Origin of the sequence: Pseudomonas sp. App30, assembly GCF_047947025.1 — a bacterium.
Classification (GTDB): Bacteria; Pseudomonadota; Gammaproteobacteria; order Pseudomonadales; family Pseudomonadaceae; genus Aquipseudomonas.
This window is the reverse complement of the sequence record NZ_CP133165.1, coordinates 4,106,080-4,130,315: the sequence shown is the minus strand read 5'-3', so window position 1 is coordinate 4,130,315 and position 24,236 is coordinate 4,106,080. Positions and strand designations below refer to the sequence as shown.

At 64.5% G+C, this 24,236-nt stretch carries 20 protein-coding genes; 15 read left to right on the top strand and 5 right to left on the bottom strand.

The features are described from left to right. The first annotated feature begins 26 nt into the window (after positions 1-26). Positions 27-2,459, top strand: coding sequence for a penicillin-binding protein 1A (locus RAM80_RS19330; RefSeq protein ID WP_416422054.1), 2,433 nt, complete (start codon positions 27-29; stop codon positions 2,457-2,459). A 174-nt stretch (positions 2,460-2,633) separates the two neighbouring features. Here the strand turns inward: RAM80_RS19330 and RAM80_RS19325 are convergent, their stop codons facing one another. Together RAM80_RS19325 and rpmE are read right to left on the bottom strand one after the other, a co-directional pair. Further along, the gene (locus tag RAM80_RS19325) at positions 2,634-3,902 is read right to left on the bottom strand and encodes a malic enzyme-like NAD(P)-binding protein (protein ID WP_416422053.1); all 1,269 of its coding nucleotides are present in this window, start codon (positions 3,900-3,902) and stop codon (positions 2,634-2,636) included. Positions 3,903-4,159: 257 nt separating this feature from the next. Further along, positions 4,160-4,378 (bottom strand): 50S ribosomal protein L31, encoded by a 219-nt coding sequence (rpmE, locus tag RAM80_RS19320; protein WP_158154476.1) that lies wholly within the window; start codon positions 4,376-4,378, stop codon positions 4,160-4,162. Between the two features lie 172 nt (positions 4,379-4,550). Here rpmE and RAM80_RS19315 point away from each other — a divergent pair, with 172 nt between their 5' ends. The 10 genes from RAM80_RS19315 to RAM80_RS19270 all read left to right on the top strand — a co-directional run bounded on the left by RAM80_RS19315 (position 4,551) and on the right by RAM80_RS19270 (position 17,371). Continuing rightward, positions 4,551-6,770 (top strand): primosomal protein N', encoded by a 2,220-nt coding sequence (locus RAM80_RS19315; RefSeq protein WP_416422052.1) that lies wholly within the window; start codon positions 4,551-4,553, stop codon positions 6,768-6,770. A gap of 179 nt (positions 6,771-6,949) precedes the next feature. Continuing rightward, the gene (gene argS / locus RAM80_RS19310) at positions 6,950-8,686 is read left to right on the top strand and encodes an arginine--tRNA ligase (protein ID WP_416422051.1); all 1,737 of its coding nucleotides are present in this window, start codon (positions 6,950-6,952) and stop codon (positions 8,684-8,686) included. Between the two features lies 1 nt (position 8,687). Next, positions 8,688-9,377, top strand: a complete 690-nt coding sequence (locus RAM80_RS19305; RefSeq protein ID WP_416422050.1) for an SPOR domain-containing protein — start codon at positions 8,688-8,690, stop codon at positions 9,375-9,377. 154 nt (positions 9,378-9,531) lie between these two features. After that, the gene (hslV, locus tag RAM80_RS19300; RefSeq protein WP_008368013.1) at positions 9,532-10,062 is read left to right on the top strand and encodes an ATP-dependent protease subunit HslV; all 531 of its coding nucleotides are present in this window, start codon (positions 9,532-9,534) and stop codon (positions 10,060-10,062) included. Positions 10,063-10,136: 74 nt separating this feature from the next. Then, positions 10,137-11,474 carry an ATP-dependent protease ATPase subunit HslU gene (hslU, locus tag RAM80_RS19295; protein ID WP_416422049.1) on the top strand — a complete coding sequence of 446 codons (1,338 nt, stop codon included), beginning with the start codon at positions 10,137-10,139 and terminating at the stop codon, positions 11,472-11,474. A gap of 126 nt (positions 11,475-11,600) precedes the next feature. Beyond that, positions 11,601-11,978, top strand: coding sequence for a gamma-butyrobetaine hydroxylase-like domain-containing protein (locus tag RAM80_RS19290; RefSeq protein ID WP_416422048.1), 378 nt, complete (start codon positions 11,601-11,603; stop codon positions 11,976-11,978). A gap of 342 nt (positions 11,979-12,320) precedes the next feature. Then, positions 12,321-14,000, top strand: a complete 1,680-nt coding sequence (gene phaC / locus RAM80_RS19285) for a class II poly(R)-hydroxyalkanoic acid synthase (RefSeq protein ID WP_416422047.1) — start codon at positions 12,321-12,323, stop codon at positions 13,998-14,000. A 68-nt stretch (positions 14,001-14,068) separates the two neighbouring features. Beyond that, positions 14,069-14,926 (top strand): poly(3-hydroxyalkanoate) depolymerase, encoded by an 858-nt coding sequence (gene phaZ / locus RAM80_RS19280; RefSeq protein ID WP_416422046.1) that lies wholly within the window; start codon positions 14,069-14,071, stop codon positions 14,924-14,926. A gap of 117 nt (positions 14,927-15,043) precedes the next feature. Further along, positions 15,044-16,726: a class II poly(R)-hydroxyalkanoic acid synthase gene (gene phaC, locus RAM80_RS19275; RefSeq protein ID WP_416422045.1), complete on the top strand. Its 1,683-nt coding sequence runs from the start codon at positions 15,044-15,046 to the stop codon at positions 16,724-16,726. 30 nt (positions 16,727-16,756) lie between these two features. Beyond that, positions 16,757-17,371: a TetR/AcrR family transcriptional regulator gene (locus RAM80_RS19270; protein WP_416422044.1), complete on the top strand. Its 615-nt coding sequence runs from the start codon at positions 16,757-16,759 to the stop codon at positions 17,369-17,371. A 151-nt stretch (positions 17,372-17,522) separates the two neighbouring features. Here RAM80_RS19270 and RAM80_RS19265 read toward each other — a convergent pair whose 3' ends face one another. Together RAM80_RS19265 and RAM80_RS19260 are read right to left on the bottom strand one after the other, a co-directional pair. Further along, a complete protein-coding gene (locus RAM80_RS19265) occupies positions 17,523-18,296 on the bottom strand; it encodes a phasin family protein (RefSeq protein WP_416422043.1) in 774 nt (257 codons plus the stop codon). A gap of 10 nt (positions 18,297-18,306) precedes the next feature. Further along, complete coding sequence (locus RAM80_RS19260) at positions 18,307-18,744, bottom strand: phasin family protein (protein WP_416422042.1); 438 nt, start codon at positions 18,742-18,744, stop codon at positions 18,307-18,309. A gap of 225 nt (positions 18,745-18,969) precedes the next feature. Between RAM80_RS19260 and cptA the strand changes: the two genes are divergently transcribed. Continuing rightward, positions 18,970-20,703 carry a phosphoethanolamine transferase CptA gene (gene cptA, locus RAM80_RS19255; RefSeq protein ID WP_416422041.1) on the top strand — a complete coding sequence of 578 codons (1,734 nt, stop codon included), beginning with the start codon at positions 18,970-18,972 and terminating at the stop codon, positions 20,701-20,703. 84 nt (positions 20,704-20,787) lie between these two features. On the opposite strand, the gene RAM80_RS19250 is transcribed toward cptA, so the two are convergent. After that, complete coding sequence (locus RAM80_RS19250) at positions 20,788-21,066, bottom strand: polyhydroxyalkanoic acid system family protein (protein ID WP_416422040.1); 279 nt, start codon at positions 21,064-21,066, stop codon at positions 20,788-20,790. A 137-nt stretch (positions 21,067-21,203) separates the two neighbouring features. On the opposite strand from RAM80_RS19250, the gene ubiE reads away from it, so the two are divergent. From ubiE to ubiB, 3 genes are read left to right on the top strand one after another with little or no spacing between them, the layout of a single operon-like run. Beyond that, on the top strand, positions 21,204-21,974 hold the full coding sequence (gene ubiE / locus RAM80_RS19245; protein ID WP_416422039.1) for a bifunctional demethylmenaquinone methyltransferase/2-methoxy-6-polyprenyl-1,4-benzoquinol methylase UbiE: 771 nt from the start codon (positions 21,204-21,206) through the stop codon (positions 21,972-21,974). After that, positions 21,974-22,597 carry a ubiquinone biosynthesis accessory factor UbiJ gene (locus tag RAM80_RS19240; protein ID WP_416422038.1) on the top strand — a complete coding sequence of 208 codons (624 nt, stop codon included), beginning with the start codon at positions 21,974-21,976 and terminating at the stop codon, positions 22,595-22,597. Before ubiE ends, RAM80_RS19240 begins: the two co-directional genes overlap by 1 nt. Continuing rightward, complete coding sequence (gene ubiB, locus RAM80_RS19235) at positions 22,594-24,198, top strand: ubiquinone biosynthesis regulatory protein kinase UbiB (RefSeq protein ID WP_416422037.1); 1,605 nt, start codon at positions 22,594-22,596, stop codon at positions 24,196-24,198. The genes RAM80_RS19240 and ubiB overlap by 4 nt, the downstream gene beginning before the upstream one ends. Positions 24,199-24,236: the final 38 nt, after the last annotated feature.

Sequence of the window (24,236 nt, the reverse complement as noted above, 5' to 3'; positions counted from 1 at the left end):
TTCTTTTATCTGGAAATCCAAAAGCCTTGATACGCCTGCTGAAGTTTTTCTGGTGGTCCTTCGTCGCCGTTTTCTGTGGCCTGCTGCTCGGCCTGAGCGGTGCCTACCTGTATCTTAGCCCCAGCCTGCCGTCTGTAGACGCGCTCAAGAGCGTGCAGCTACAGATACCGCTGCGGGTGTACAGCAGCGACAACAAGTTGATCGCTGAGTTTGGCGAAATGCGCCGTTCTCCAATCAAATTCGCCGAAATTCCGCCGCACTTCATTCAAGCGCTGCTGTCGGCCGAAGACGATAATTTCGCCAATCACTACGGTGTGGATCCCAGCAGCCTGATGCGCGCCGCCGGCCAGCTGTTCAGCAGCGGCCACATTCAGACGGGCGGTAGTACCATCACCATGCAGGTGGCCAAGAACTACTTCCTGAGCAGTGAGCGTAGCTTCTCCCGCAAGGCCACGGAGATTCTCCTGGCCCTGCAGATCGAACGCCAGCTGACCAAGGATGAAATTCTCGAGCTGTACGTGAACAAGATCTACCTGGGCAACCGCGCCTACGGCATCGATGCCGCGTCGCAGGTGTACTACGGCAAGTCGATCCGCGACATCAGCCTGGCGCAGATGGCCATGATCGCCGGCCTGCCCAAGGCGCCGTCGCGCTTCAACCCTCTGGCCAACCCGGTGCGCGCCAAGGAGCGCCGCGACTGGATCCTGGGCCGCATGTACAAGCTGGGCAAGATCACCGAGGACGAGTACCAGACCGCCCTGGCCGAGCCGATCAACGCCAGCTACCACGTACCGACCCCGGAAGTGAACGCGCCGTGGATCGCCGAGATGGCCCGCGCCGAGATGGTCGGCCGCTACGGCAGCGACGCCTACACCGAAGGCTTCCGCGTCACCACCACGGTGCCCAGCAACCTGCAGGAAGACGCCAACGCCGCCGTCTCCGCCGGCCTGATCGAATACGACCAGCGCCACGGCTACCGCGGCCCCGAATCGCGCCTGCCGGGCAAGACCCGCGACGCCTGGCTGCAGGAGCTGGCCAAGCAACGGCCGCTCAACGGCCTGGAGCCGGCGATCGTCACCCAGGTGGACAAGGGCGGCCTGAGCGTGCTCAACCGCAACGGCGAGCAGCAGCACGTGGCCTGGGACACCATGAAGTGGGCCCGCCCCTTCCTCAACACCAACAGCCAGGGCCGCGCCCCGGCGCAGCCTTCGGACGTGGCCCAGGTGGGCGACCTGATTCGCGTGCAGCCACAGCCGGACGGCACCCTGAAATTCAGCCAGGTGCCGACGGTGCAGAGCGCGCTGGTGTCGCTTGACCCGCAGAACGGCGCCATCCGCGCCCTGGTGGGCGGCTTCGCCTTCGAGCAGAGCAACTACAACCGCGCCGTGCAGGCCAAGCGCCAGCCAGGCTCCAGCTTCAAGCCGTTCATCTATTGCGCGGCGCTGGACAACGGCTACACCCCGGCCACCCTGGTCAACGACGCCCCCATCGTGTTCGCCGACGCCAACATGGACAACGTCTGGCGGCCGAAGAACGACACCAACACCTTCCTGGGCCCCATCCGCCTGCGCGAAGCGCTGTACAAGTCGCGCAACCTGGTGTCGATCCGGGTGCTGCAGGCCCTGGGCGTGAACCCGACCATCGACTACATCACCCGCTTCGGCTTCAACAAGCAGGACCTGCCGCCGAACCTGTCGCTGGCCCTGGGTACCGCCACCCTCACGCCCATCGAGATCGCGACCGGCTGGAGCACCTTCGCCAACGGCGGCTACAAAGTGTCGCCGTACCTGATCCAGAAGATCGAGAGCCGCAACGGCGACACCCTGTTCGTCGCCAACCCGCCCAGCGTGCCGGCCGACACCAGCGCCGCCGCCACCGCGCCGGGCGTCGCCGCACCAGAGCACTCGCTGATCACCGGCGCCACCAGCCCGGCGCTGACCGAGCCGCCAGCCGTGGCCACCCGGGTGGTCGATGGCCGCACCACGTTCATCCTCAACAGCATGCTCGAGGACGTGATCAAGAAGGGCACCGGCCGCCGCGCCATGGCCCTGGGCCGCAGCGACCTGGCCGGCAAGACCGGTACCACCAACGACTCCAAGGACGCATGGTTCTCGGGCTACAACGCCGACTACATGACCACCGTGTGGACCGGCTTCGACCAGCCTGAAAGCCTGGGCCGCCGTGAGTTCGGTGGCACCGTGGCACTGCCGATCTGGATGAACTACATGGCCGCCGCGCTGAAGGACAAGCCGGCCCACACCCAGGCCGAGCCGGAAGGCATCGTCAGCCTGCGCGTAGACCCGATCAGCGGCCGCGCGGCGACGCCGAGCACGCCGAACGCCTACTTCGAGCTGTTCAAGAGCGAGGACACGCCGCCGTCGGTCAACGAACTGGGCAACGGCAGCGCCCCTGGCAGCCCGCTGCCGGCGGACGAGTCAGCGCCTATCGATCTGTTCTAAGGCGCGCCCAATCCCGTAGCCGCTGCCGCCAGGCTGCGCTGGCCCTGTGCTTCACTGAAGATCTCCAGGGCTCACGCCGGCCAGCGCAGCCTGGCGGCAGCGGCTACACGGATAATGCAAGACCCACAAAAAAGCCCGACTCAATGAGTCGGGCTTTTTTGTTACCGGCTGCGGTTAGCCGTTGAACACGTCATCCACGCTTTTCAGCGGGTAGTTCTTCGGGTACGGCAGGGTAGCCACGCCAGTCTCGATGGCGGCCTTGGCCACGGCGTCGGAGATCACGGTGATCAGGCGAGCGTCCATTGGCTTCGGAATGATGTACTCACGGCCGAACTCCAGGCCGATACCGCCGTAGGCGTCGCACACTTCCTGAGGCACCGGCAGCTTGGCCAGTTCGCGCAGGGCGTTGGCGGCGGCGATTTTCATTTCCTCGTTGATGCGCTTGGCGCGAACGTCCAGGGCACCACGGAAGATGAACGGGAAGCCCAGCACGTTGTTGACCTGGTTCGGGTAGTCCGAACGGCCGGTGGCCATGATCACGTCGCTGCGAGTGGCGTGGGCCAGCTCTGGCGAGATTTCCGGATCTGGGTTCGAGCAAGCGAACACGATCGGGTTGGCCGCCATGCGCTTCAGTTGCTCGGCGCTCAGCAGGTTCGGGCCCGACAGGCCGACGAACACGTCAGCGCCTTCGATGGCGTCGTCCAGGGTGCGCTTGTCAGTGGCGTGGGCGAACACGGCCTTGTACTGGTTCAGGTCGTCACGGCCAGCGTGGATCACGCCGGTGCGGTCGATCATGAAGATGTTCTCGACCTTGGCACCCATGCTCACCAGCAGCTTCATGCAGGAGATGGCTGCAGCGCCAGCGCCCAGGCAGACGATCTTCGCGTCTTCCAGGGTCTTGCCGGCGATTTCCAGGGCGTTGATCATGCCGGCCGCGGTGACGATGGCGGTGCCGTGCTGGTCATCGTGGAACACTGGAATGTCGCACTGTTCGATCAGGGCGCGCTCGATCTCGAAGCACTCGGGTGCCTTGATGTCTTCCAGGTTGATGCCACCGAAGGTGATGGAGATACGCTTGACGGTGTCGATGAAGGCTTGCGGGCTTTCGGAGTCGACTTCGATGTCGAACACGTCAATGCCGGCGAAACGCTTGAACAGAACGCCCTTGCCTTCCATCACTGGCTTGGAAGCCAGTGGGCCCAGGTTACCCAGGCCGAGAATGGCGGTGCCGTCGGAGATGACTGCTACCAGGTTGCCCTTGCCGGTGTACTTGTAGGCCAGCTCTGGGTCGCGACCGATTTCGCGGACCGGCTCGGCCACACCTGGGCTGTAGGCCAGCGACAGGTCACGGGCGGTGGCGGTGGGTTTGGTCAGCTCGACACTCAGTTTCCCAGGACGTGGCTGGGCATGGTACTCGAGAGCGGCAGTTTTCAAATCTGACATTTTGGCGTTCCGCTTGTGCTATGGACTTTTAGAAGCGCCGAGGATACTCGCCCAGCAAACAGGCGACAAGACTGGCCGGTCACTTGGTTTAAGCGCCTGGCTATTGGACTTTGGCCGCAGGGCCACGGCCGGCGGGGCTTGCGACTGTCTACAATTAATTTAATTTATGTGAACAATCCATAGCTTCTATTGTTCAAAAAACAGGCAAAAAAAAGGTGCCCCGAAGGACACCTTTCTTTACCAGCTCGATCGTTAGATCAAACCTTGCGAGCGCCGAAACCGCCGAAACGCTTCTGGAAGCGGTCAACACGGCCGCCGGTGTCCAGAGTTTTCTGCTTACCGGTGTAGAACGGGTGGCATTCGGAGCAAACGTCCAGGCTCAGTGGCTTGCACAGAGTCGAACGGGTCTTGATGACGTTGCCGCAGCTGCAGGTGGCGTCAACGGCTTCGTACGCTGGATGAATTTCTGGTTTCATGGTCACTTCCTCAGGCTGCGTGCCGCCATCCAACACCATTGTTGAATACCGCACGTAATTAGGCCGCGTATCTTATCAGACCTTGTCAAACACGCAAGTTATCGCTTGCACCGACTGTCGTCTGGTAGGCTGCGCCCCTGCAATCACCCCCTACTTCAGAGAGCCCCCACGCGTGCCCGACGTCATTCTGCGCCTCGCCCTGCCCTCGCCGCTGCGACGCCTGTTCGACTACCGGGCACCGGCCGGCATGCCAGCCAGCGCGTTCACCCCGGGCATGCGCCTGCGCGTACCGTTCGGGCGTCGGGAGATGATCGGCATCCTGATCGAGGTTGCCGACAGCAGCGACGTGCCGGCCGACAAGCTCAAGCCGGCGGTGGCCCTGCTGGACCCGGTCAGCCCGCTGCCACCGGCGCTGTTCAAGCTGTGCCTGTGGACCGCGCAATATTATCAGCACAGCCTGGGCGACACCCTCAGCTGGGCCCTGCCGGTGCTGCTGCGCCAGGGCGAGCCCGCCGAAGCACGCCAGGAGCGCTTCTGGCTGGCCGCACCCAACGCGCGCCAGGACGACCCACGCATCAAGAACGCCCCTCGCCAGCGCGAGGCCCTGGCCACCCTGGCCCAGCACCCCCACGGTGTGCCGCACCAGCTGTTGAGCAAGCTGGGCCTGAACAAGGGCAGCCTGGACCTGCTGCTGGAAAAAGAGCTGGTGCAGGTGGAGGTGCGCCGGCATGCTCCCGGGGTGCGCCACGAACACTGGCTGGCGCAGCCCGAGCTGCCACTGAACCCCGAACAGCGCGCGGCCTTCGAGGCGGTGCGCGCCGGCTTCGACAGTTTCCACGCCTTCCTGCTGGCCGGGGTCACCGGCAGCGGCAAGACCGAGGTCTACCTGCAGCTGATCCGCGAGACCCTGGAGGCCGGCAAGCAGGCGCTGGTGCTGATCCCCGAGATCAACCTGGGGCCGCAGACCCTGGCGCGCTTCGAGCAGCGCTTCAACGCGCGCATCGCCCTGCTGCATTCGGCGGTCAACGACCGCGAGCGCCTGGACGCCTGGCTGGCGGCGCGCGACGGCGAGGCCGACATTATTATCGGCACCCGCTCGGCGCTGTTCACGCCCATGAAGCACCCCGGCCTGATCATCATCGACGAAGAGCACGACGGCTCTTATAAACAGCAGGAAGGCCTGCGCTACCACGCCCGCGACCTGGCGTTGGTGCGCGCGCGCCAGGAGAACATCCCGATCCTGCTGGGCTCGGCCACGCCGTCGCTGGAAAGCCTGCACAACGCCTACACCGGCCGCTACGGCCTGCTGAAGCTGGAACACCGCGCCGGCGGCGCCAAGCAGCCCAAGTTCCTGCGCCTGGACGTGAAAAGCCGGCCTCTGGACAGCGGCATCAGCGGCCCCATGCAGCAGGCCATTGGCCAGACCCTGGCGGCCGGCCAGCAGGTGCTGGTGTTCCTCAACCGCCGCGGCTTCGCGCCGACGCTGCTGTGCCACGACTGCGGCTGGATGTCGGAGTGCCCGCGCTGCGACGCGCGCACCACCGTGCACCAGCGCTACGGCGAACTGCGTTGCCACCACTGCGGCCACGTCGAGCGCGTGCCCCGCCACTGCCCCAAGTGCAACACCGTGGACCTGCGGCCGGTGGGCGCCGGCACCGAGCGCGCCGAGGAGCGCCTGAGCATCCTGTTCCCCGACTACCCGGTGCTGCGCGTGGACCGCGACAGCACCTCGCGCAAGGACGCAATGAACCAGCTGTTCGCCACCATCCAGAAGGGCCAGCCGTGCATCCTGGTGGGCACACAGATGCTGGCCAAGGGACATCACTTCCCGCGAGTCACCCTGGTGTCGATCCTGGATGCCGATGGCGGCCTGTTCTCCGGCGACTTCCGCGCCAGCGAGCGCATGGCCCAGCTGATCGTGCAGGTGGCGGGCCGTGCGGGCCGCGCCGAAGAGCCCGGCCGGGTGATCATCCAGACCCACCTGGCCGACCACCCGCTGCTGGTGCAACTCACCGAACAGGGCTACTTCGCCTTTGCCGAGCAGGCCCTGAGCGAACGCCGCGCCGCCGGCCTGCCGCCCTTCGCCCACCTGGCGCTGCTGCGTGCCGAGGCGCACAAGCCGGGCCAGGCCGAAGCGTTCCTGGATGAAGCCTGCAGCGAGGCCGAACGCCTGCGGGAACAAATGCAGCTGGCGGGCATCGAACTGCTCGGCCCGGTGCCAGCCCCCATGGAGCGCCGCGCCGGCCGCTTCCGCGCGCAGCTGCTGTTGCAGGCCAGCGCCCGGGCGCCGCTGCACCGCCTGATCGCCAGCTGGCTGCTGATGCTCGAGCAGATGCCCAGCGGCCGCCAGGTGCGCTGGTCGCTGGATGTCGACCCGGTGGACCTGTATTAAAGACCGTGGGAGCTGGCTTGCCAGCGAGTTTTTCAATAGGCCCAAAAGCTCGCTGGCAAGCCAGCTCCCACAACTTGCACTAAACAAGGTTGGCAAGCCAACCTTGGCACCGGATAATATCCAGTTTTTCCACCCGCGCTTCCAGGCGCCGCCCGCCCATGCGGTCGAACGAGAAGACCATGAAAGACACCATTCGCCAGCTGATTCAACAAGCCCTCACCCAACTCGTCACGGAAGGTGTGTTGCCTGAAGGGCTGACGCCAGCGATCCAGGTGGAAAACGCCCGCGACAAGAAGAACGGCGACTTCGCCAGCAACATCGCCATGATGCTGGCCAAGCCGGCCGGCCTGAAACCACGCGACCTGGCCGAAAAACTGATCGCCGCCCTGCCAGCCGACGGGCAGATCAGCAAGGTCGAGATCGCCGGCCCTGGCTTCCTGAACTTCTTCCAGAACACCCAGGCCCTGGCTGCCCGCCTGGACGCCGCCCTGGCCGACGCCCACCTGGGCGTGCGCAAGGCCGGCGCCACCCAGCGCGTGGTGGTCGACCTGTCGGCCCCCAACCTGGCCAAGGAAATGCACGTCGGCCACCTGCGCTCCACCATCATCGGTGACGGCGTGGCCCGCGTGCTGGAATTCCTCGGCGACACCGTGATCCGCCAGAACCATGTGGGCGACTGGGGCACCCAGTTCGGCATGCTGATGGCGTACCTGCAGGAAAACCCGATCACCAGCGACGAGCTGTCGGACCTGGAGAACTTCTACCGCGCCGCCAAGCAACGCTTCGACGAGTCCGAAGAGTTCGCCGACCGTGCCCGCGGCCTGGTGGTCAAGCTGCAGGCTGGTGACCCGGACTGCCTGGCCCTGTGGACCAAGTTCAAGGACATCTCGCTGTCGCACTGCCAGAAGATCTACGAGCTGCTGAACGTCAAGCTGACCATGGCCGACGTGATGGGCGAAAGCGCCTATAACGACGACCTGATCAACGTGGTCAACGACCTCAAGGCCGCCGGCCTGCTGGTCGAAAGCAACGGCGCCCAGTGCGTGTTCCTCGACGAGTTCAAGAACGCCGAGGGCGAGCCGCTGCCGGTGATCATCGTCAAGGCCGACGGTGGCTACCTGTACGCCACCACTGACCTGGCCGCCGTGCGCTACCGCAGCGGCAAGCTGGCCGCCGACCGCGCCCTGTACTTCGTCGACCAGCGCCAGGCCCTGCACTTCCAGCAAGTGTTCGCCGTGGCCCGCAAGGCCGGCTTCGTCACCCACCCGATGGACATGGAGCACATGGGCTTCGGCACCATGAACGGCGCCGACGGCCGCCCGTTCAAGACCCGTGACGGCGGCACCGTGAAGCTGATCGACCTGCTGACCGAAGCCCAGGAACGCGCCTACGCGCTGGTGAAGGAAAAGAACCCGGAACTGGCCGAGGACGAACTGCGCAACATCGCCAAGGTGGTGGGCATCGACTCGGTGAAGTACGCCGACCTGTCCAAGCACCGCACCAGCGACTACAGCTTCAACTTCGACCTGATGTTGAACTTCGAAGGCAACACCGCCCCGTACCTGCTGTACGCCTACACCCGTACTGCCGGCGTGTTCCGCAAGCTGGGCAAGAGCTTCGCCGACGTCGAAGGCGAGATCGTGCTGGAGGCGCCGCAGGAGCACGAACTGGCCGCCAAGCTGGCACAGTTCGCTGAAATCCTGAACAACGTCGCTGAAAAGGGCACCCCGCACGTGCTGTGCACCTACCTGTACGACGTCGCCGGCCTGTTCTCCAGCTTCTACGAGAACTGCCCGGTGCTGGCCGCCGACACCCCGGCCCAGCAACAAAGCCGCCTGCGCCTGGCCGCCCTGACCGGTCGCACCCTCAAGCAAGGCCTGGAGCTGCTGGGCCTGGAAACTCTGGAGCGCATGTAAGTTGGTTGCCAAGAAAAAACCTGCTCCCAAGCGTGGCGCCAGCCGAAACTCCGCTCCAGCGAAAAAGCCGATCCCGGGTTGGGTATGGATGGCGGTCGGCCTCACGGTCGGCGCCTTCATCGTCTTCCTGATGAAGCTGGAGCCGGGGCATGACGACGTCAAGCGGGTGAAACCCGAGCAGGCCAAGGCCGACAAGATCGCCGAGGCCAACAAGACGCCGCCAAGCCCGCAGGCGCCGGTGAAGCCCAAGTACGACTTCTACACCCTGCTGCCCGAGTCGGAAGTGATCGTGCCGCCTGAAGCCGTGCCGGAGAAAACGCCGCCGGTGCCGGCGCAACCACCGGTCACCCCGGCGGAAGCGGCGAAGATCGACACCGCGCGCGCCCAGGCGGCGCTGTCGGGGCAGACGCCGCCGCCAGCACCGGCGGTGATCAAGCCGGCAGCCACCACGCAGTTCTTCCTGCAGGCCGGCTCGTTCCGCAAGCAGTCCGATGCGGACCGCGTGCGCGCGCAGATCATCCTGCTGGGCCAGGCGGTGGCGGTTGAATCGGGCACCGTGAAGGACGAGACCTGGTACCGGGTGCTGGTCGGCCCGTTCAGCAACCGCGAACAGCTGACCGTGGCGCAGAAGCAGCTGTCGGGCAGCGGTTTCAGCAACTTGCTGTTACAACAACGCCAGACCCGCCAGTAAGCTCTTCGGACGCGGCCCTGTAGCAGCGGCCGCAGGCCGCGTCCCCAGCCCCCTGCAATAACACCGCTCATCCCCCAAGGTTGAAATAGCCAACCGCACCCCCATATGAGTTTCCATCAGGGCATTTTCGCCCCGCTGCGTGGAGACTCTCCCCTTGACCACCATCGTTTCAGTTCGTCGCCACGGCAAAGTCGTCATGGGCGGCGACGGCCAGGTTTCCCTCGGTAATACCGTGATGAAAGGCAACGCCAAGAAAGTGCGTCGCCTGTACCACGGCCAGGTAATCGCCGGTTTTGCCGGTGCCACCGCCGACGCCTTCACGCTGTTCGAGCGTTTTGAAGGCCAACTGGAGAAACACCAGGGCCACCTCGTGCGCGCCGCCGTCGAGCTGGCCAAGGAATGGCGCACCGACCGTTCCCTGAGCCGCCTGGAAGCCATGCTTGCCGTGGCCAACAAGGACGCCTCCTTGATCATTACCGGCAACGGCGACGTCGTCGAACCCGAGGACGGCCTGATCGCCATGGGTTCCGGTGGCGCGTTCGCACAAGCCGCTGCCCGCGCGCTGCTGATGAAAACCGACTTGTCGGCCCGCGAAATCGCCGAGACCGCACTGGGTATTGCCGGCGACATCTGCGTGTTCACCAACCACAACCTGACCATCGAGGAGCAGGACCTCGCGGAGTAACAAGTTGTTCTGGCGCCCGGCTGCGGCCGGGCCTTCCCACGCTTGTCAGCACCGCTAGAGGACCGCCACATATCATGTCCATGACCCCCCGCGAGATCGTCCACGAACTCAACCGCCACATCATCGGCCAGGACGATGCCAAGCGCGCCGTCGCCATCGCCCTGCGCAACCGCTGGCGCCGCATGCAGCTGCCGGCCGAGCTGCGCGTTGAAGTGACGCCCAAGAACATCCTGATGATCGGCCCTACCGGCGTGGGCAAGACCGAGATCGCCCGCCGCCTGGCCAAGCTGGCCAACGCGCCGTTCATCAAGGTCGAAGCCACCAAGTTCACCGAAGTGGGCTACGTGGGCCGCGACGTCGAGTCGATCATCCGTGACCTGGCCGACGCCGCCCTGAAGCTGCTGCGCGAGCAGGAGATCACCCGCGTGCAGCACCGCGCCGAAGACGCCGCCGAAGAGCGCATCCTCGACGCCCTGCTGCCGCCGGCACGCATGGGCTTCAACGAAGACCAGACCCACAGCACCGACTCCAACACCCGCCAGCTGTTCCGCAAGCGCCTGCGCGAAGGCCAACTGGATGACAAGGAAATCGAGATCGAAGTGGCCGAAGCCATGGGCGTCGACATTTCCGCGCCACCGGGCATGGAAGAGATGACCAACCAGCTGCAGAACCTGTTCGCCAACATGGGCAAGGGCAAGAAGAAAGCCCGCAAGCTCAAGGTGAAGGAAGCCCTGAAGTTGGTGCGCGAGGAAGAAGCCGGTCGCCTGGTGAACGAAGAAGAGCTCAAGGCCAAGGCCCTGGAAGCAGTCGAGCAGCACGGCATCGTGTTCATCGACGAGATCGACAAGGTGGCCAAGCGCGGCAACGTCGGCGGCGCCGATGTGTCCCGTGAAGGCGTGCAGCGCGACCTGCTGCCGCTGATCGAAGGCTGCACCGTGAACACCAAGCTGGGCATGGTCAAGACCGACCACATCCTGTTCATTGCCAGCGGTGCCTTCCACCTGAGCAAGCCAAGCGACCTGGTGCCCGAGCTGCAAGGCCGCCTGCCGATCCGCGTGGAACTCAAGGCCCTGACCCCGGAAGACTTCGAGCGCATCCTGCAGGAGCCGCACGCCTCGCTGACCGAGCAGTACCGCGAGCTGCTGAAGACCGAAGGCCTGAACATCGAGTTCGCGCCCGAGGGCATCAAGCGCCTGGCCGAGATCGCCTTCCAGGTCAACGAGAAGACCGAGAACATCGGTGCCCGCCGCCTGCACACGCTGCTCGAACGCCTGCTGGAAGAAGTGTCCTTCAGCGCTGGCGACCTGGCCAGCGCCCACGACGAGACGCCGATCCGCATCGACGCCGAGTACGTGAACAGCCACCTGGGCGAATTGGCCCAGAACGAAGACCTGTCTCGGTATATCCTGTAAGGCATGCATTCAACCCTGTAGCAGCGGCCGCAAGGCCGCGTCAGGCAGGCGCACCGCGCTGGCCCTGACGCAGCCTGGCGGCAGCTGCTACGCGGTTGTCGCCAACCGTCAACAGGTGCTCCATCCATGTCCAAGCTCCCCACCGCCATCAACCTGCACAAAGCCTCGAAGACCCTGAGCCTCACCTACGGCCCTGGCGAGGTGTACCACCTGCCCGCCGAATTCCTGCGCGTGCACTCCCCCTCCGCCGAGGTCCAGGGCCACGGCAAACCCATCCTGCAGTTCGGCAAGCTGGGCGTTGGCCTGTCCAAAATAGAGCCGGCCGGCCAGTACGCACTAAAATTGACCTTCGACGACGGCCACGACAGCGGCCTGTTCACCTGGGACTACCTCTACCAGCTGTCGATTCGCCAGGAGCAACTGTGGGCGGATTACCTCGACGAGCTGCAAAAAGCCGGCAAGACCCGCGACCCCGCATTGTCGGTAGTCAAACTGATGCTCTAGCCCGCGGCTCGGATTTTCTAGAGAGCATTTTCTAATTCTATTTGCTTGAATGCCTTGGCAGCGGTCCTACAACGGTCGCTTGCGATTTCGTACAAAGTCGGGTAACCAATGGAAGTGGCAAGTTCCCTGCATCACTCAGGGTACTGGTCGGGTTCGGACGTTGCGAGAGAAGGTAGCCTTCCGCAGGCGCAGGATTGCCAGCAAGACTCCGCGATGCATTGCCCGGCCAGTCGTTACACAACTGTTCGCTATCACTGGTCACCCGGGCAGTAGTACTGGCTCGCGGCTGCGCTGTCGGCACAGTCCCACCAGTACTCGTCTCAGGACAACGGAGCGTCGTAGATGAGTAACAAGAACAACGATGAACTGAAGTACCAGGCCTCGGAAAATACCCTCGGCCTGAACCCTGTCATCGGCTTGCGCGGCAAGGATCTGCTCAGCTCTGCGCGCATGATTTTGCGGCAGGCTCTCAAGCAGCCGCTGCACAGTGCCAAGCACGTGGCCCATTTTGGCATCGAACTGAAGAACGTGATCTTCGGCAAATCCAGCCTGGTACCGGAAAACGATGACCGTCGTTTCGGTGACCCGGCCTGGAGCCAGAACCCCCTGTACCGCCGCTACCTGCAGACCTACCTGGCGTGGCGCAAGGAGCTTCACGACTGGGCGGGCGAGAGCAACCTCTCGGCCCAGGACATCGCCCGCGCGCACTTCGTCATCAACCTGATGACCGAAGCCATGGCGCCCACCAACACCATGGCCAACCCGGCAGCGGTGAAGCGCTTCTTCGAGACCGGCGGCAAGAGCCTGCTCGACGGCCTGTCGCACCTGGCCAAGGACCTGGTGAACAACGGCGGCATGCCCAGCCAGGTCAACATGGACGCGTTCGAGGTGGGCAAGAACCTGGGCACCAGCGAGGGCGCGGTGATTTACCGCAACGACGTGCTGGAGCTGATCCAGTACAGCCCCATCACCGAGCAGACCCTGGAACGGCCGCTGCTGGTGGTACCGCCGCAGATCAACAAGTTCTACGTGTTCGACCTCAGCCCCGAGAAGAGCCTGGCGCGCTTCTGCCTGCGCAGCAACGTGCAGACCTTCATCATCAGCTGGCGCAACCCTACCAAGGCGCAGCGCGAGTGGGGCCTGTCGACCTACATCGACGCCCTGAAGGAAGCGGTGGACGTGGTGCTGGCCGTCACCGGCAGCAAGGACTTGAACATGCTCGGCGCCTGCTCGGGCGGCATCACCTGCACCGCCCTGCTGGGCCACTACGCCGCCCTGGGCGAGCGCAAGGTGAACGCCCTGACCCTGCTGGTGAGCGTGCTCGACACCACCCTGGACACCCAGGTGGCGCTGTTCGTCGACGAGCAGACCCTGGAGGCGGCCAAGCGCCACTCCTACCAATCGGGCGTGCTGGAAGGCAAGGACATGGCGAAGATCTTCGCCTGGATGCGCCCCAACGACCTGATCTGGAACTACTGGGTCAACAACTACCTGATGGGCAACGAGCCGCCGGTGTTCGACATCCTGTTCTGGAACAACGACACCACGCGCCTGCCGGCCGCCTTCCACGGCGACCTGATCGAAATGTTCAAGAACAACCCGCTGACCCGCGCCAACGCCCTGGAAGTCTGCGGCACCGCCATCGACCTGAAGCAGGTGGACAGCGATATTTTCTGCCTGGCGGGCACCAACGATCACATCACGCCATGGACTTCGTGCTACAAATCAGCACAACTGTTTGGCGGCAAGGTGGAGTTCGTGCTGTCGAGCAGCGGTCATATCCAGAGCATTCTCAACCCGCCGGGCAACCCCAAGGCGCGGTTCATGACCAATAGCGAGCTGACGTCCACCCCCGTGCAGTGGCAGGAGGATTCGACCAAGCACACCGATTCCTGGTGGTTGTACTGGGCAGCCTGGTTGACCGAACGTTCAGGGGAACTGAAAAAGGCGCCACTCAAGCTGGGCAACAAGGCGTACCCGGCCGGGGAGGCTTCACCCGGGACTTACGTGCACGAGCGCTGAGGCGCCAGGCCCGTCCGAGAACCGCCACGACAATTGGCGTGGCGGCACAACCTTATAGGGCTTGATGCATGCAGGAACAGTACATCTTCCGGACCGTGGATCTGGATGGCCAGGCCATCCGCACCGCGGTAAGGCCAGGCAAGCCGCATTTGACCCCACTGCTGATTTTCAACGGCATCGGCGCCAACCTGGAGCTGGTATTCCCCTTCGTGCAGGCGCTGGACCCTGACCTGGAAGTGATTGCGTTCGACGTGCCCGGGGTCGGTGGCTCCTCCACGCCCAGCTACCCCTACCGGTTCCCGGGGCTGGCACGCCTGACCGCGCGCATGCTCGACTACCTGGACTACGGCCAGGTGAACGCCATTGGCGTGTCGTGGGGCGGCGCGCTGGCCCAGCAGTTCGCCTACGACTACCCCGAGCGCTGCAAGAAACTGGTGCTGGCGGCCACGGCGGCCGGCGCGGTGATGGTGCCGGGCAAGCCCAAGGTGCTGTGGATGATGGCCAGCCCGCGGCGCTACATCCAGCCCTCGCACGTGGTGCGCATTGCCCCGGAGATCTACGGCGGCGCGTTCCGCCGCGACCCGGACCTGGCCATGAACCACGCCGCCAAGGTGCGTTCCTCGGGCAAGCTGGGCTACTACTGGCAGCTGTTCGCCGGGCTGGGCTGGACCAGCATCCACTGGCTGCACAAGATCCACCAGCCGACCCTGGTGCTGGCCGGCGACGACGACCCGCTGATCCCGCTGATCAATATGCGCCTGCTGGCCTGGCGCATTCCCAACGCCCAACTACACATAATCGACGACGGCCACCTGTTCCTGATTACCCGGGCGGAAGCCGTCGCGCCGATCATCATGAAGTTTCTCCAGGAAGAGCGCCAACGCGCGGTGATGCACCCGCAACCGGCGCCATTTCGCGGCCCCTGAGGGGCCGCTGGTTGTCGCGTGCGTGGCCGGAGTGCTGCCAACGCGATCAACGCAAGCGTGCTGCACGGCGCTTGCACCCATGTGTTGGTAGAAGGCCCGACGAAGGAGTGTTGACGCATGAAAGAGAAACCAGCCAAGGGGCACACGCCCATCGCTGCCACCTTTATGAACGCCCAGAGCGCGATCACCGGGCTGCGGGGTCGTGACCTGGTTTCGACCCTGCGCAGCGTAGGCCGCCACAGCCTGCTGCACCCGGTGCTCACTGCCCGCCATGCCCTGCGCCTGGGCAGCCAGCTGAGCCGGGTACTGATGGGCGACACGCTGCACCAGCCCAACCCCAAGGACAGCCGCTTCAGCGACCCCACCTGGAGCCTCAACCCCTTCTACCGCCGCGGGCTACAGGCCTACCTCAGCTGGCAGAAGGAGGTGAAGGCCTGGATCGACGAAAGCGGCCTGCCCGAGGACGACCGCGTGCGCGCGCACTTCGTCTTCGCGCTGATCAACGACGCCATGTCGCCCACCAACTCGCTGCTCAACCCGCTGGCGCTCAAGGAGCTGTTCAATTCGGGCGGCACCAGCGTGATCAAGGGCATCGGCCACCTGCTCGACGACCTGCGCCACAACGACGGCCTGCCCCGCCAGGTCAGCCGCGAGGCGTTCGAGGTGGGCAAGAGCGTGGCCACCACGCCCGGCGCGGTGGTGTTTCGCAACGAACTGCTGGAGCTGATCCAGTACAAGCCCATGAGCGAGAAGCAGTACGCCAAGCCGCTGCTGATCGTGCCGCCGCAGATCAACAAGTACTACGTGTTCGACCTCAGCCCCACCAACAGCTTCGTCCAGTACGCGCTGAAGAACGGCCTGCAGGTGTTCACCATCAGTTGGCGCAACCCCGATGCCCGCCATCGCGAGTGGGGGCTGTCCACCTACGTCGAGGCGCTGGAGGAAGCAGTGAACGTCTGCCGCTCCATCACCGCCTCGCGCGACGTGAACCTGATCGGCGCCTGCGCCGGCGGCCTGACCATGGCGGCCCTGCAAGGCGTGCTGCAGGCCAAGCGCCAGGGCCGCCGCGTGGCCAGCGCCACCTACCTTGTGAGCCTGCTGGACAGCCAGATCGAAAGCCCGGCGGCGCTGTTCATCGACGAACAGGCGCTGGAAGCGGCCAAGCGCCGCTCCTACCAGCACGGCGTGCTGGACGGCCGCGACATGGCCCGGGTGTTCGCCTGGATGCGCCCCAACGACCTGATCTGGAATTACTTCGTCAACAACTACCTGCTGGGCAAGACCCCGCCGCCCTTCGACATCCTCTACTGGAACAACGACACCACGCGCCTGCCCGCCGCGCTGCACGGCGACCTGCTGGACTTCTTCAAGCACAACCCGCTCAGCCACTCCGGCGGCCTGGAGGTGTGCGGCACGGCCATCGACCTGTCCAAGGTCACCGTGGACAGCTTCAGCGTGGCCGGCATCAACGACCACATCACCCCGTGGGACGCGGTCTACCGCTCCACCCTGCTGCTGGGCGGCGAGCGCCGGTTCATCCTGTCCAACAGCGGCCACGTGCAAAGCATCCTCAACCCGCCGGGCAACCCCAAGGCCAACTACGTGGAAAACACCCGCCTGAGCAGCGACCCGCGGGCGTGGTACTACGACGCCAAGCATGTCGAAGGCAGCTGGTGGCCGGAATGGCTGAGCTGGATTCAAGCGCGCTCGGGCACCCAGCGCGAGACCCAGATGGCCCTCGGCAGTGCCACCTACCCGACCCTGGACGCCGCGCCAGGTACCTATGTGCTGGTGCGCTGACTTTTTGCTCAAGGACTGACAAGAAACCGGATGAAAACCCGCGACCGTATCCTGGCGTGTGCCCTGCAGCTGTTCAACCAGCAGGGCGAACCCAATGTCTCAACCATGGAGATCGCCAATGAAATGGGGATCAGCCCCGGCAACCTCTACTACCACTTCCACGGCAAGGAGCCGTTGATACTGGGGCTATTCGAGCGTTTCGAAGATGAGCTGACACCGCTGCTGGACCCACCCGAACACGTGGAACTCAGCGCCGAGGACTACTGGCTGTTCCTGCACCTGATCGTGGAGCGAATGGCCCAGTACCGCTTCCTGTTCCAGGACCTGTCGAACCTGGCCGGGCGCCTGCCCAAGCTGGCGCGCGGCGTGCGCAGCCTGCTCAACGGCATCAAGCGCACCCTGGCCTCGCTGCTGGCCAGCCTCAAGGCCCAGGGCCAGGTCACCAGCGACACCCAGGCCCTGGGGCAACTGGTGGAGCAGATCACCCTGACCCTGGTGTTTTCCCTGGACTACCAGCGCATCCTGGGCCGCGACGGCGAGGTGGGCGTGGTGGTGTACCAGATCATGATGCTGGTGGCCCCGCACCTGCACCCCGAGCCCCGGCACGCCGCCGAACGCATCGCCCTGCGCTACCTGGAGGGCTGACGCGGCATCCTGTGGGAGCTGGCTTGCCAGCGAGTTGTTGGGGCCATAAAAGCTCGCTGGCAAGCCAGCTCCCACAAGACAGTTGCTGCTACGGAGGCAAATAAAAACGCCCGGCCTTTGCGGGGCCGGGCGTTTGGTCAGCCTGAGGTTATCAGGACTGCGGGGCGCTTGCCGGGGCCGACGCGCTGCTTGGCGCTGGCGCGGACGGGGCGGCGGCGCTGTTGGCGGTGGACGCCGGGGCAGCGCTGGCGGCCGGACCGGCCGGCTTGGCGGCTGCCGGTTTTTTCACCGCAGGCTTTTTCGCCGCCGGCTTGGCAGCAGGCTTGGCGGCGGCCTTGGCGGCAGCGACTGGCTTGGCGGCTGCCTTGGTGGCGGTCTTGGCCGCTGCCGCGGTTTTCGCCGCAACTGGCTTGGCCACCGCCTTGGTGGCGGCCTTGGCGGTGGAAGCGGCCTTGGCCAGCGGTTTGGCCGCAGGCTTGGCAGCAGCGGTGCGGCTGGAGATCGGCGTCACCGACTGCCCGGTGAGCTTCTCGATCTGCTTGGTCAGGGTATCGACCTTGCTGTGCAGCTGCTTCACTTCCAGGCGGCTAGGCACGCCCAGGCGCGAAATGGCGCTGTTCAGGCGCTTGTCGAACGCTTCTTCCAGCTCGCTCCACTTGCCCAGTGCGCGCTCTTTCACATCACCCACCCGCGACTTGGCGGTCTTGGCGGTGGACTTCACCGAGTCCACGCCCTTGTCGACTTCTTCCTTGGCCTGTTGCTCGGCTTTTTCGCCGTCCTTGACCAGGTTCTCGAAAAGCTTACTGCCGTCATTGCTGATCTTCGAGTAAGCGCCCAAACCAGCCAGCCAGATCTGACGCGAGTATTTTTCTACTTCGCCGACCCAGGAGCTGCCTTCTTTCTCAACCTTCTTCTTGCCAGCCATCCTGCTCTCCTTAATGTTTGCGCTCGACACGTTGAAGCAATGCCGTCAGCTCATCGAGCTTAGCAGAGAGTGTCTCAACGTCATGCCGGGACGGGATGCCGATGCGGTTCAAGGCACTGGCTACCCGGGAATCAAATGCGCTTTCGATGCGATCGAGCTGCAGCTCGACCTTGCCCTTCACGGACTTGAGCTCGGCCTTCACCTCGCCCTTCACTTCGGCGATCTCGGTGTTGGCGGCCTTGATCTCGGCGTCGATCTTTTTCTTGCCGGTCTTTTCCACGTCTTCACCGGTCTTGATCAGCTCCTTGATGTAGCTGACGCCTTCCTTGCCGGCCTTGGCGTAGGCACCGATGCCGGCCAGCCAGATCTTGCGGGCGTAGGAACGAACCTCACCGGCGGCGTGTTCCGCCGGAACCTGGACCTTCTTCTTCAGGATCGCTTTTGCCATGGTGCACCTCATGCTTGTAAAGAGGGAGGATTGCCCACCCGACCACAGGGCATAGGCACACCTTAATGACAAAAATTAGAATGCTCACCCTAAGCACCAAAATCCGTTTGTCACGAAATATTCAGGGTTTTGACAAAAAACTCACATATGACGTCGTAGCATGCGTGTCGTTTTTGATTTCGGGCAGCTGACTCCGGCGCCTGATCGCCGAGAGTTGGAACCCACATGACCACCGCATCCCCCGCAGTTGCCCGCCGCGCCCGCACCGATTGGGCAGGACTGGGCTGGCTTTTCCTGTTCTTCTGGTACTTCTCGGGCGTGACCCAGGCACTGATCCTGGCCGCCGGCACCACCGGCTTCCAGGGCTTCCGTGACGCCTTCTTCCTCAGCGCCCTGTGGCTGATCCCGGTGCTGCTGTTCCCTTCGCGCACCAAGGTGATCGCCGCGGTCATCGGCATCGTGCTGTTCCTGTGCTCGCTGGGCAGCCTGTTCTACTTCCTGGTGTACCACCAGGAGTTCTCCCAGAGCGTGATTTTCATCATGTTCGAGTCCAACAACGCTGAAGCCGGCGAGTACCTGGGCCAGTACTTCCAGTGGTGGATGGTGCCGACCTTCCTGCTCTACGCGGCGGTGCCGGTGTTCATCTGGACCCGCCTGCGCCCGGTGCGCATCAGCACCACCAAGGCCATCGCGGTGAGCCTGGCGCTGATCCTGGGCCTGGTGGTGTGGCCGCTGGTGAAGGCGGTGAAGAAGAAAGGCGGCTTCGAGAACGGCATGGAAAACTTCCAGGGCCGCATGGAGCCTGCGGTGCCGTGGCAGCTGGTGATCGGCTACAACAACTACCTCAAGCAGCTGGACGGCATGCAGGACATGCTGGCGCTGGACGCGAAGATCCCGCCGCTGACCAACCTCAAGGACACGGCTGCCGGCCAGCCGTCCACCCTGGTGCTGGTGATTGGCGAGTCGACCAACCGCGGCCACATGAGCCTGTACGGCTATGGCCGTGACACCAACCCCGAATTGAGCAAGATGCGTGACCAGCTGAGCATCTTCAACGACGTGGTCACCCCGCGCCCCTACACCATCGAGGCGCTGCAGCAGGTGCTGACCTTCGCCGACGAAGAGCACCCGGACCTGTTCCTGAAGACGCCGTCCATCGTCAAGATGATGAAGCAGGCGGGCTACAAGACCTTCTGGATCACCAACCAGCAGACCCTGACCAAGCGCAACACCATGCTCACCACCTTCTCTGCGCAGGCGGACGAGCAGTCGTACATGAACAACAACCGCAACCAGAACGCCCGCCAGTACGACGGCGACGTGATCGAGCCGTTCACCAAGGCCCTGGCCGACAGCGCACCGCGCAAGCTGATCGTGATCCACCTGCTGGGCACCCACGTCAGCTACCAGTACCGCTTCCCGCCAGAGTTCGACAAGTTCAAGGACAACGTCGGCGTGCCGCCGTCGATCACCGGCGAACGCCTGCAAACCTACAACGACTACGACAACGCGGTGCTGTACAACGACTTCGTGGTGTCGAGCCTGATCAAGAACTACCAGGCCGCCGACCCGAACGGCTTCCTGCTGTACCTGTCCGACCACGGCGAAGACGTGTACGACTCGGGCGACCACACCAACCTGGGCCGCAACGAAGGCAACCCGACCTCGGCCATGTACACCATTCCGTTCATGGTCTACGCCTCGCCGAAATGGAAGGCTGACCACGCGTGGGGCTTCCAGGGCGACGCCAACCGGCCGTACAGCACCCAGAACCTGATCCACACGTGGGCAGACCTGGCGGGCCTGAGCTTCAACGAATGGGACCCGACCAAGAGCATCGTCAACGACAAGTTCGTGGCGCGCCCGCGCTTGATCGGCGACCCGTACAACCCCAAGACCCTGCGTGACTACGCCACCATCGCGCCCAAGGCCGACGGCACCGCCGTAGTCCAGAAGTAACCAAAACCCCTGTAGCAGCGGCCGCAAGGCCGCGTCACAGGCACCGCGCAAGCCGCTGACGCCGCCTGGCGGCAGCGGCTACGGTCAGCTGACCAGCGCTTTATCCAGCGCCTTCTCGATCTCGCCCTTGATCGACGAGCCCATGATCGACAGCATCATGCCCAGCTTCAGGTCCACGCGGATGGTGTCCTCACCGATGCGGATGGTACCGCTGGCGCCGCTGCGCTTGACCTCCACCACATCCCCGTCCCACCGGGCCTGCAGGTCATATTCCCTGGCCAGCTTGTCCACCAGCACCTCGGCTTTCTGCCGGGCCGCATCGCGCCCAAGGCCATGTTTGCGCTCAACGCTGATTTGCGTCATCCAACCAGTCCCGCTCAAGTGATAATGCTGGCTATAGTAGCGCGGTTGCGCTTCCAAGCCATCTGCGACCAGCCTTGCCAAGACAAAGCCGGCCATGGGGATTAGAATGGCCAGTAATTTTTTCCGGTGACAGCGATATGACCGATCAGCGCAAAGCCAGCGATGCCGAACCTACTACCCACTTCGGCTACAAGAACGTGCCCGAAAGCAAGAAGGCCGAGAAGGTCGCCGAGGTATTCCACTCGGTAGCGGCCAAGTACGACCTGATGAACGACGTGCTCTCGGGCGGCATGCACCGGCTGTGGAAACGCTTCGCCATCGAACTGTCGGGCGTGCGCAGCGGCAACCGCGTGCTGGACATCGCCGGCGGCACGGGCGACCTGACCCGCAAGTTCTCCCACCTGGTGGGCAGCAGCGGCGAAGTGGTGCTGGCCGACATCAACGAATCCATGCTCAAGGTAGGCCGCGACCGCCTGCTGGACCTGGGCGTGGCCGGCAACGTCAAGTTCGTCCAGGCCGACGCCGAGAAGCTGCCGTTCCCGGACAACTACTTCGACTGCGTGACCATCGCCTTCGGCCTGCGCAACGTCACCCACAAGGAAGACGCCATCGCCTCGATGCTGCGCGTGCTCAAGCCAGGCGGCCGCCTGCTGGTGCTGGAGTTCTCCAAGCCCACCAACAAGTTCATGTCCAAGGTGTACGACGCCTATTCGTTCGCATTCATGCCCCTGGCTGGCAAGCTGATTACCAACGACTCGGAAAGCTACCGCTACCTGGCCGAATCGATCCGCATGCACCCGGACCAGGAAACCCTGAAGTCGATGATGGTGCAGGCCGGCTTCGACCGCGTCACCTACCACAACATGACCTCGGGCATCGTCGCCCTGCACCGCGGCATCAAGCCCTGATGCTGTACAGCGGCCTGATCGCCAGCGCCGAACACGGCCTCAACCGTGTGCTGCGCCTGGACAGCACGGCGCTGCCACGGCTGGCGCGCCTGGCCGGCAAGGTGATCGAGATCGATTGCCTGATGCCGGCCATGAAACTGTTCATCCTGCCCAGCGGTGAAGGCCTGATGCTGGCCAGCCAATGGGCGGCGCCGGCCGACTGCGTGCTGCAGGCCCCGGCCAGCAGCCTGGCGCAATTGGCGGTGAGCCGCGACAAGACCGCCGTGCTGCACAGCCCGCAAGTGGACCTGGCCGGCGACAGCGCCGTGCTGCTGGAACTGGTGGCGGTGCTGCAGGACCTGGAACTGGACTGGGAATACGAGCTGCAACGCTGGCTCGGCCCGGTGGCCAGCCAGCTGGTTAGCGGCCACCTGCGCCGTGATGCCAGCTGGGTGCGCAAGGGCCTGTCCAGCCTGAACCAGAACATGGCCGAATACCTGGCCGAAGAAACCCGCACCCTGGTGGGCAAGCACGAAGCCGAAGCCAGGTTTGCCGAAATCGACGAGCTCAAGCTCGATGTCGAACGCCTCGAAGCGCGCCTTGAGCGCCTCGCCCGATCCCTCAAACCTAGCGATAACGCATGAAGCTGCTTGCCGTCCGCCGTTTGTTGCGCATTCAGCGCGTCGTGATCCGCTACCGTCTCGATGACCTGTTATTCGCCCTCCCCCTGCCGTGGTTTCTGCGCATCACGCGCTTCGCCATGCCCTGGCGCTGGCTGCCGCGCAAGCGCCTGGAGCTGACCCGCGGCGCCGCCCTGCGCCTGGCGCTGCAGGACCTGGGGCCGATCTTCATCAAGTTCGGCCAGCTGCTGTCCACGCGCCGCGACCTGTTGCCCGAAGACATCGCCGACGAGCTGATGCTGCTGCAGGACCGCGTGCCGCCGTTCGACCCGCAACAGGCGATCAAGCTGATCGAAGAGCAACTTGGCAAGAAGATCGTCGAGGTGTTCAGCCGCTTCGACGTCGAACCGCTGGCCTCGGCCTCGGTGGCCCAGGTGCACTCGGCGCAGCTGCGCAGCGGCGAGGAAGTGGTGGTCAAGGTGGTGCGCCCCGGCCTCAAGCCGGTCATCGGCCAGGACCTGGCGTGGCTGTTCCTGCTGGCCCGCTGGGCCGAGAAGTTCTCGGCCGACGCACGCCTGCTGCACCCGGTGGACGTGGTCGCCGACTACGAGAAGACCATCTACGACGAGCTCGACCTGCTGCGCGAGGCGGCCAACTCCAGCCAGCTGCGGCGCAACTTCGAAGCCTCGGACATGCTCTACGTGCCCCAGGTGTACTGGGACTGGTGCCGCCCCAAGGTGCTGGTGATGGAGCGCATCTACGGCATCCAGGTCACGGACCTGGCCACCCTGGCCGACCAGCGCACCGACATGAAGCTGCTGGCAGAGCGCGGCGTGGAGATCTTCTTCACCCAAGTGTTCCGCGACAGCTTCTTCCACGCCGACATGCACCCGGGCAACATCTTCATCAGCACCGTGGCGCCGTGGAGCCCCAAGTACATCGCCATCGACTGCGGCATCGTCGGCAGCCTCACGCCCGAGGACCAGGACTACCTGGCGCGCAACCTGTTTGCGTTCTTCAAGCGTGACTACCGCCGCGTGGCGCAGCTGCACATCGACTCGGGCTGGGTGCCGGCCGAGACCAAGCTCAACGAGTTCGAGGCGGCGATCCGCACCGTCTGCGAGCCGATCTTCGAGAAACCGCTGAAGGACATCTCCTTCGGCCAGGTGCTGATGCGCCTGTTCCAGACCGCGCGGCGCTTCAACATGGAAGTGCAGCCGCAGCTGGTGCTGTTGCAGAAGACCCTGCTGAACATCGAGGGCCTGGGCCGGCAGCTGTACCCGGACCTGGACCTGTGGAGCACCGCCCAGCCGTTCCTGGAACGCTGGATGCGCGAGCGCATGAGCCCCAAGAGCCTGTTCCACAACGTGCAATCCCAGGTAGAGCAACTGCCGCACCTGGCCAACATGACCCGCGACCTGCTGGAACGCATGTCGCAGCCCCACGCCAAGGACGCCCCGCCGCCCTGGCAACAGCCACGCGAACAGCGCGTGCTGCGCGTGGTGGGTGGCGCCCTGCTGGCCGGGGGTGCGACACTGGCCGCCACCGGCGGCGCCATTGACAGCCTGGCCGCGTGGCCCGCGTGGATCATGCTGGCCGCGGGCCTGTACCTGGTCGCGCGTTGATAGCCAGCCGCCCATCGGGGTGGCACACTAGTGAGGAG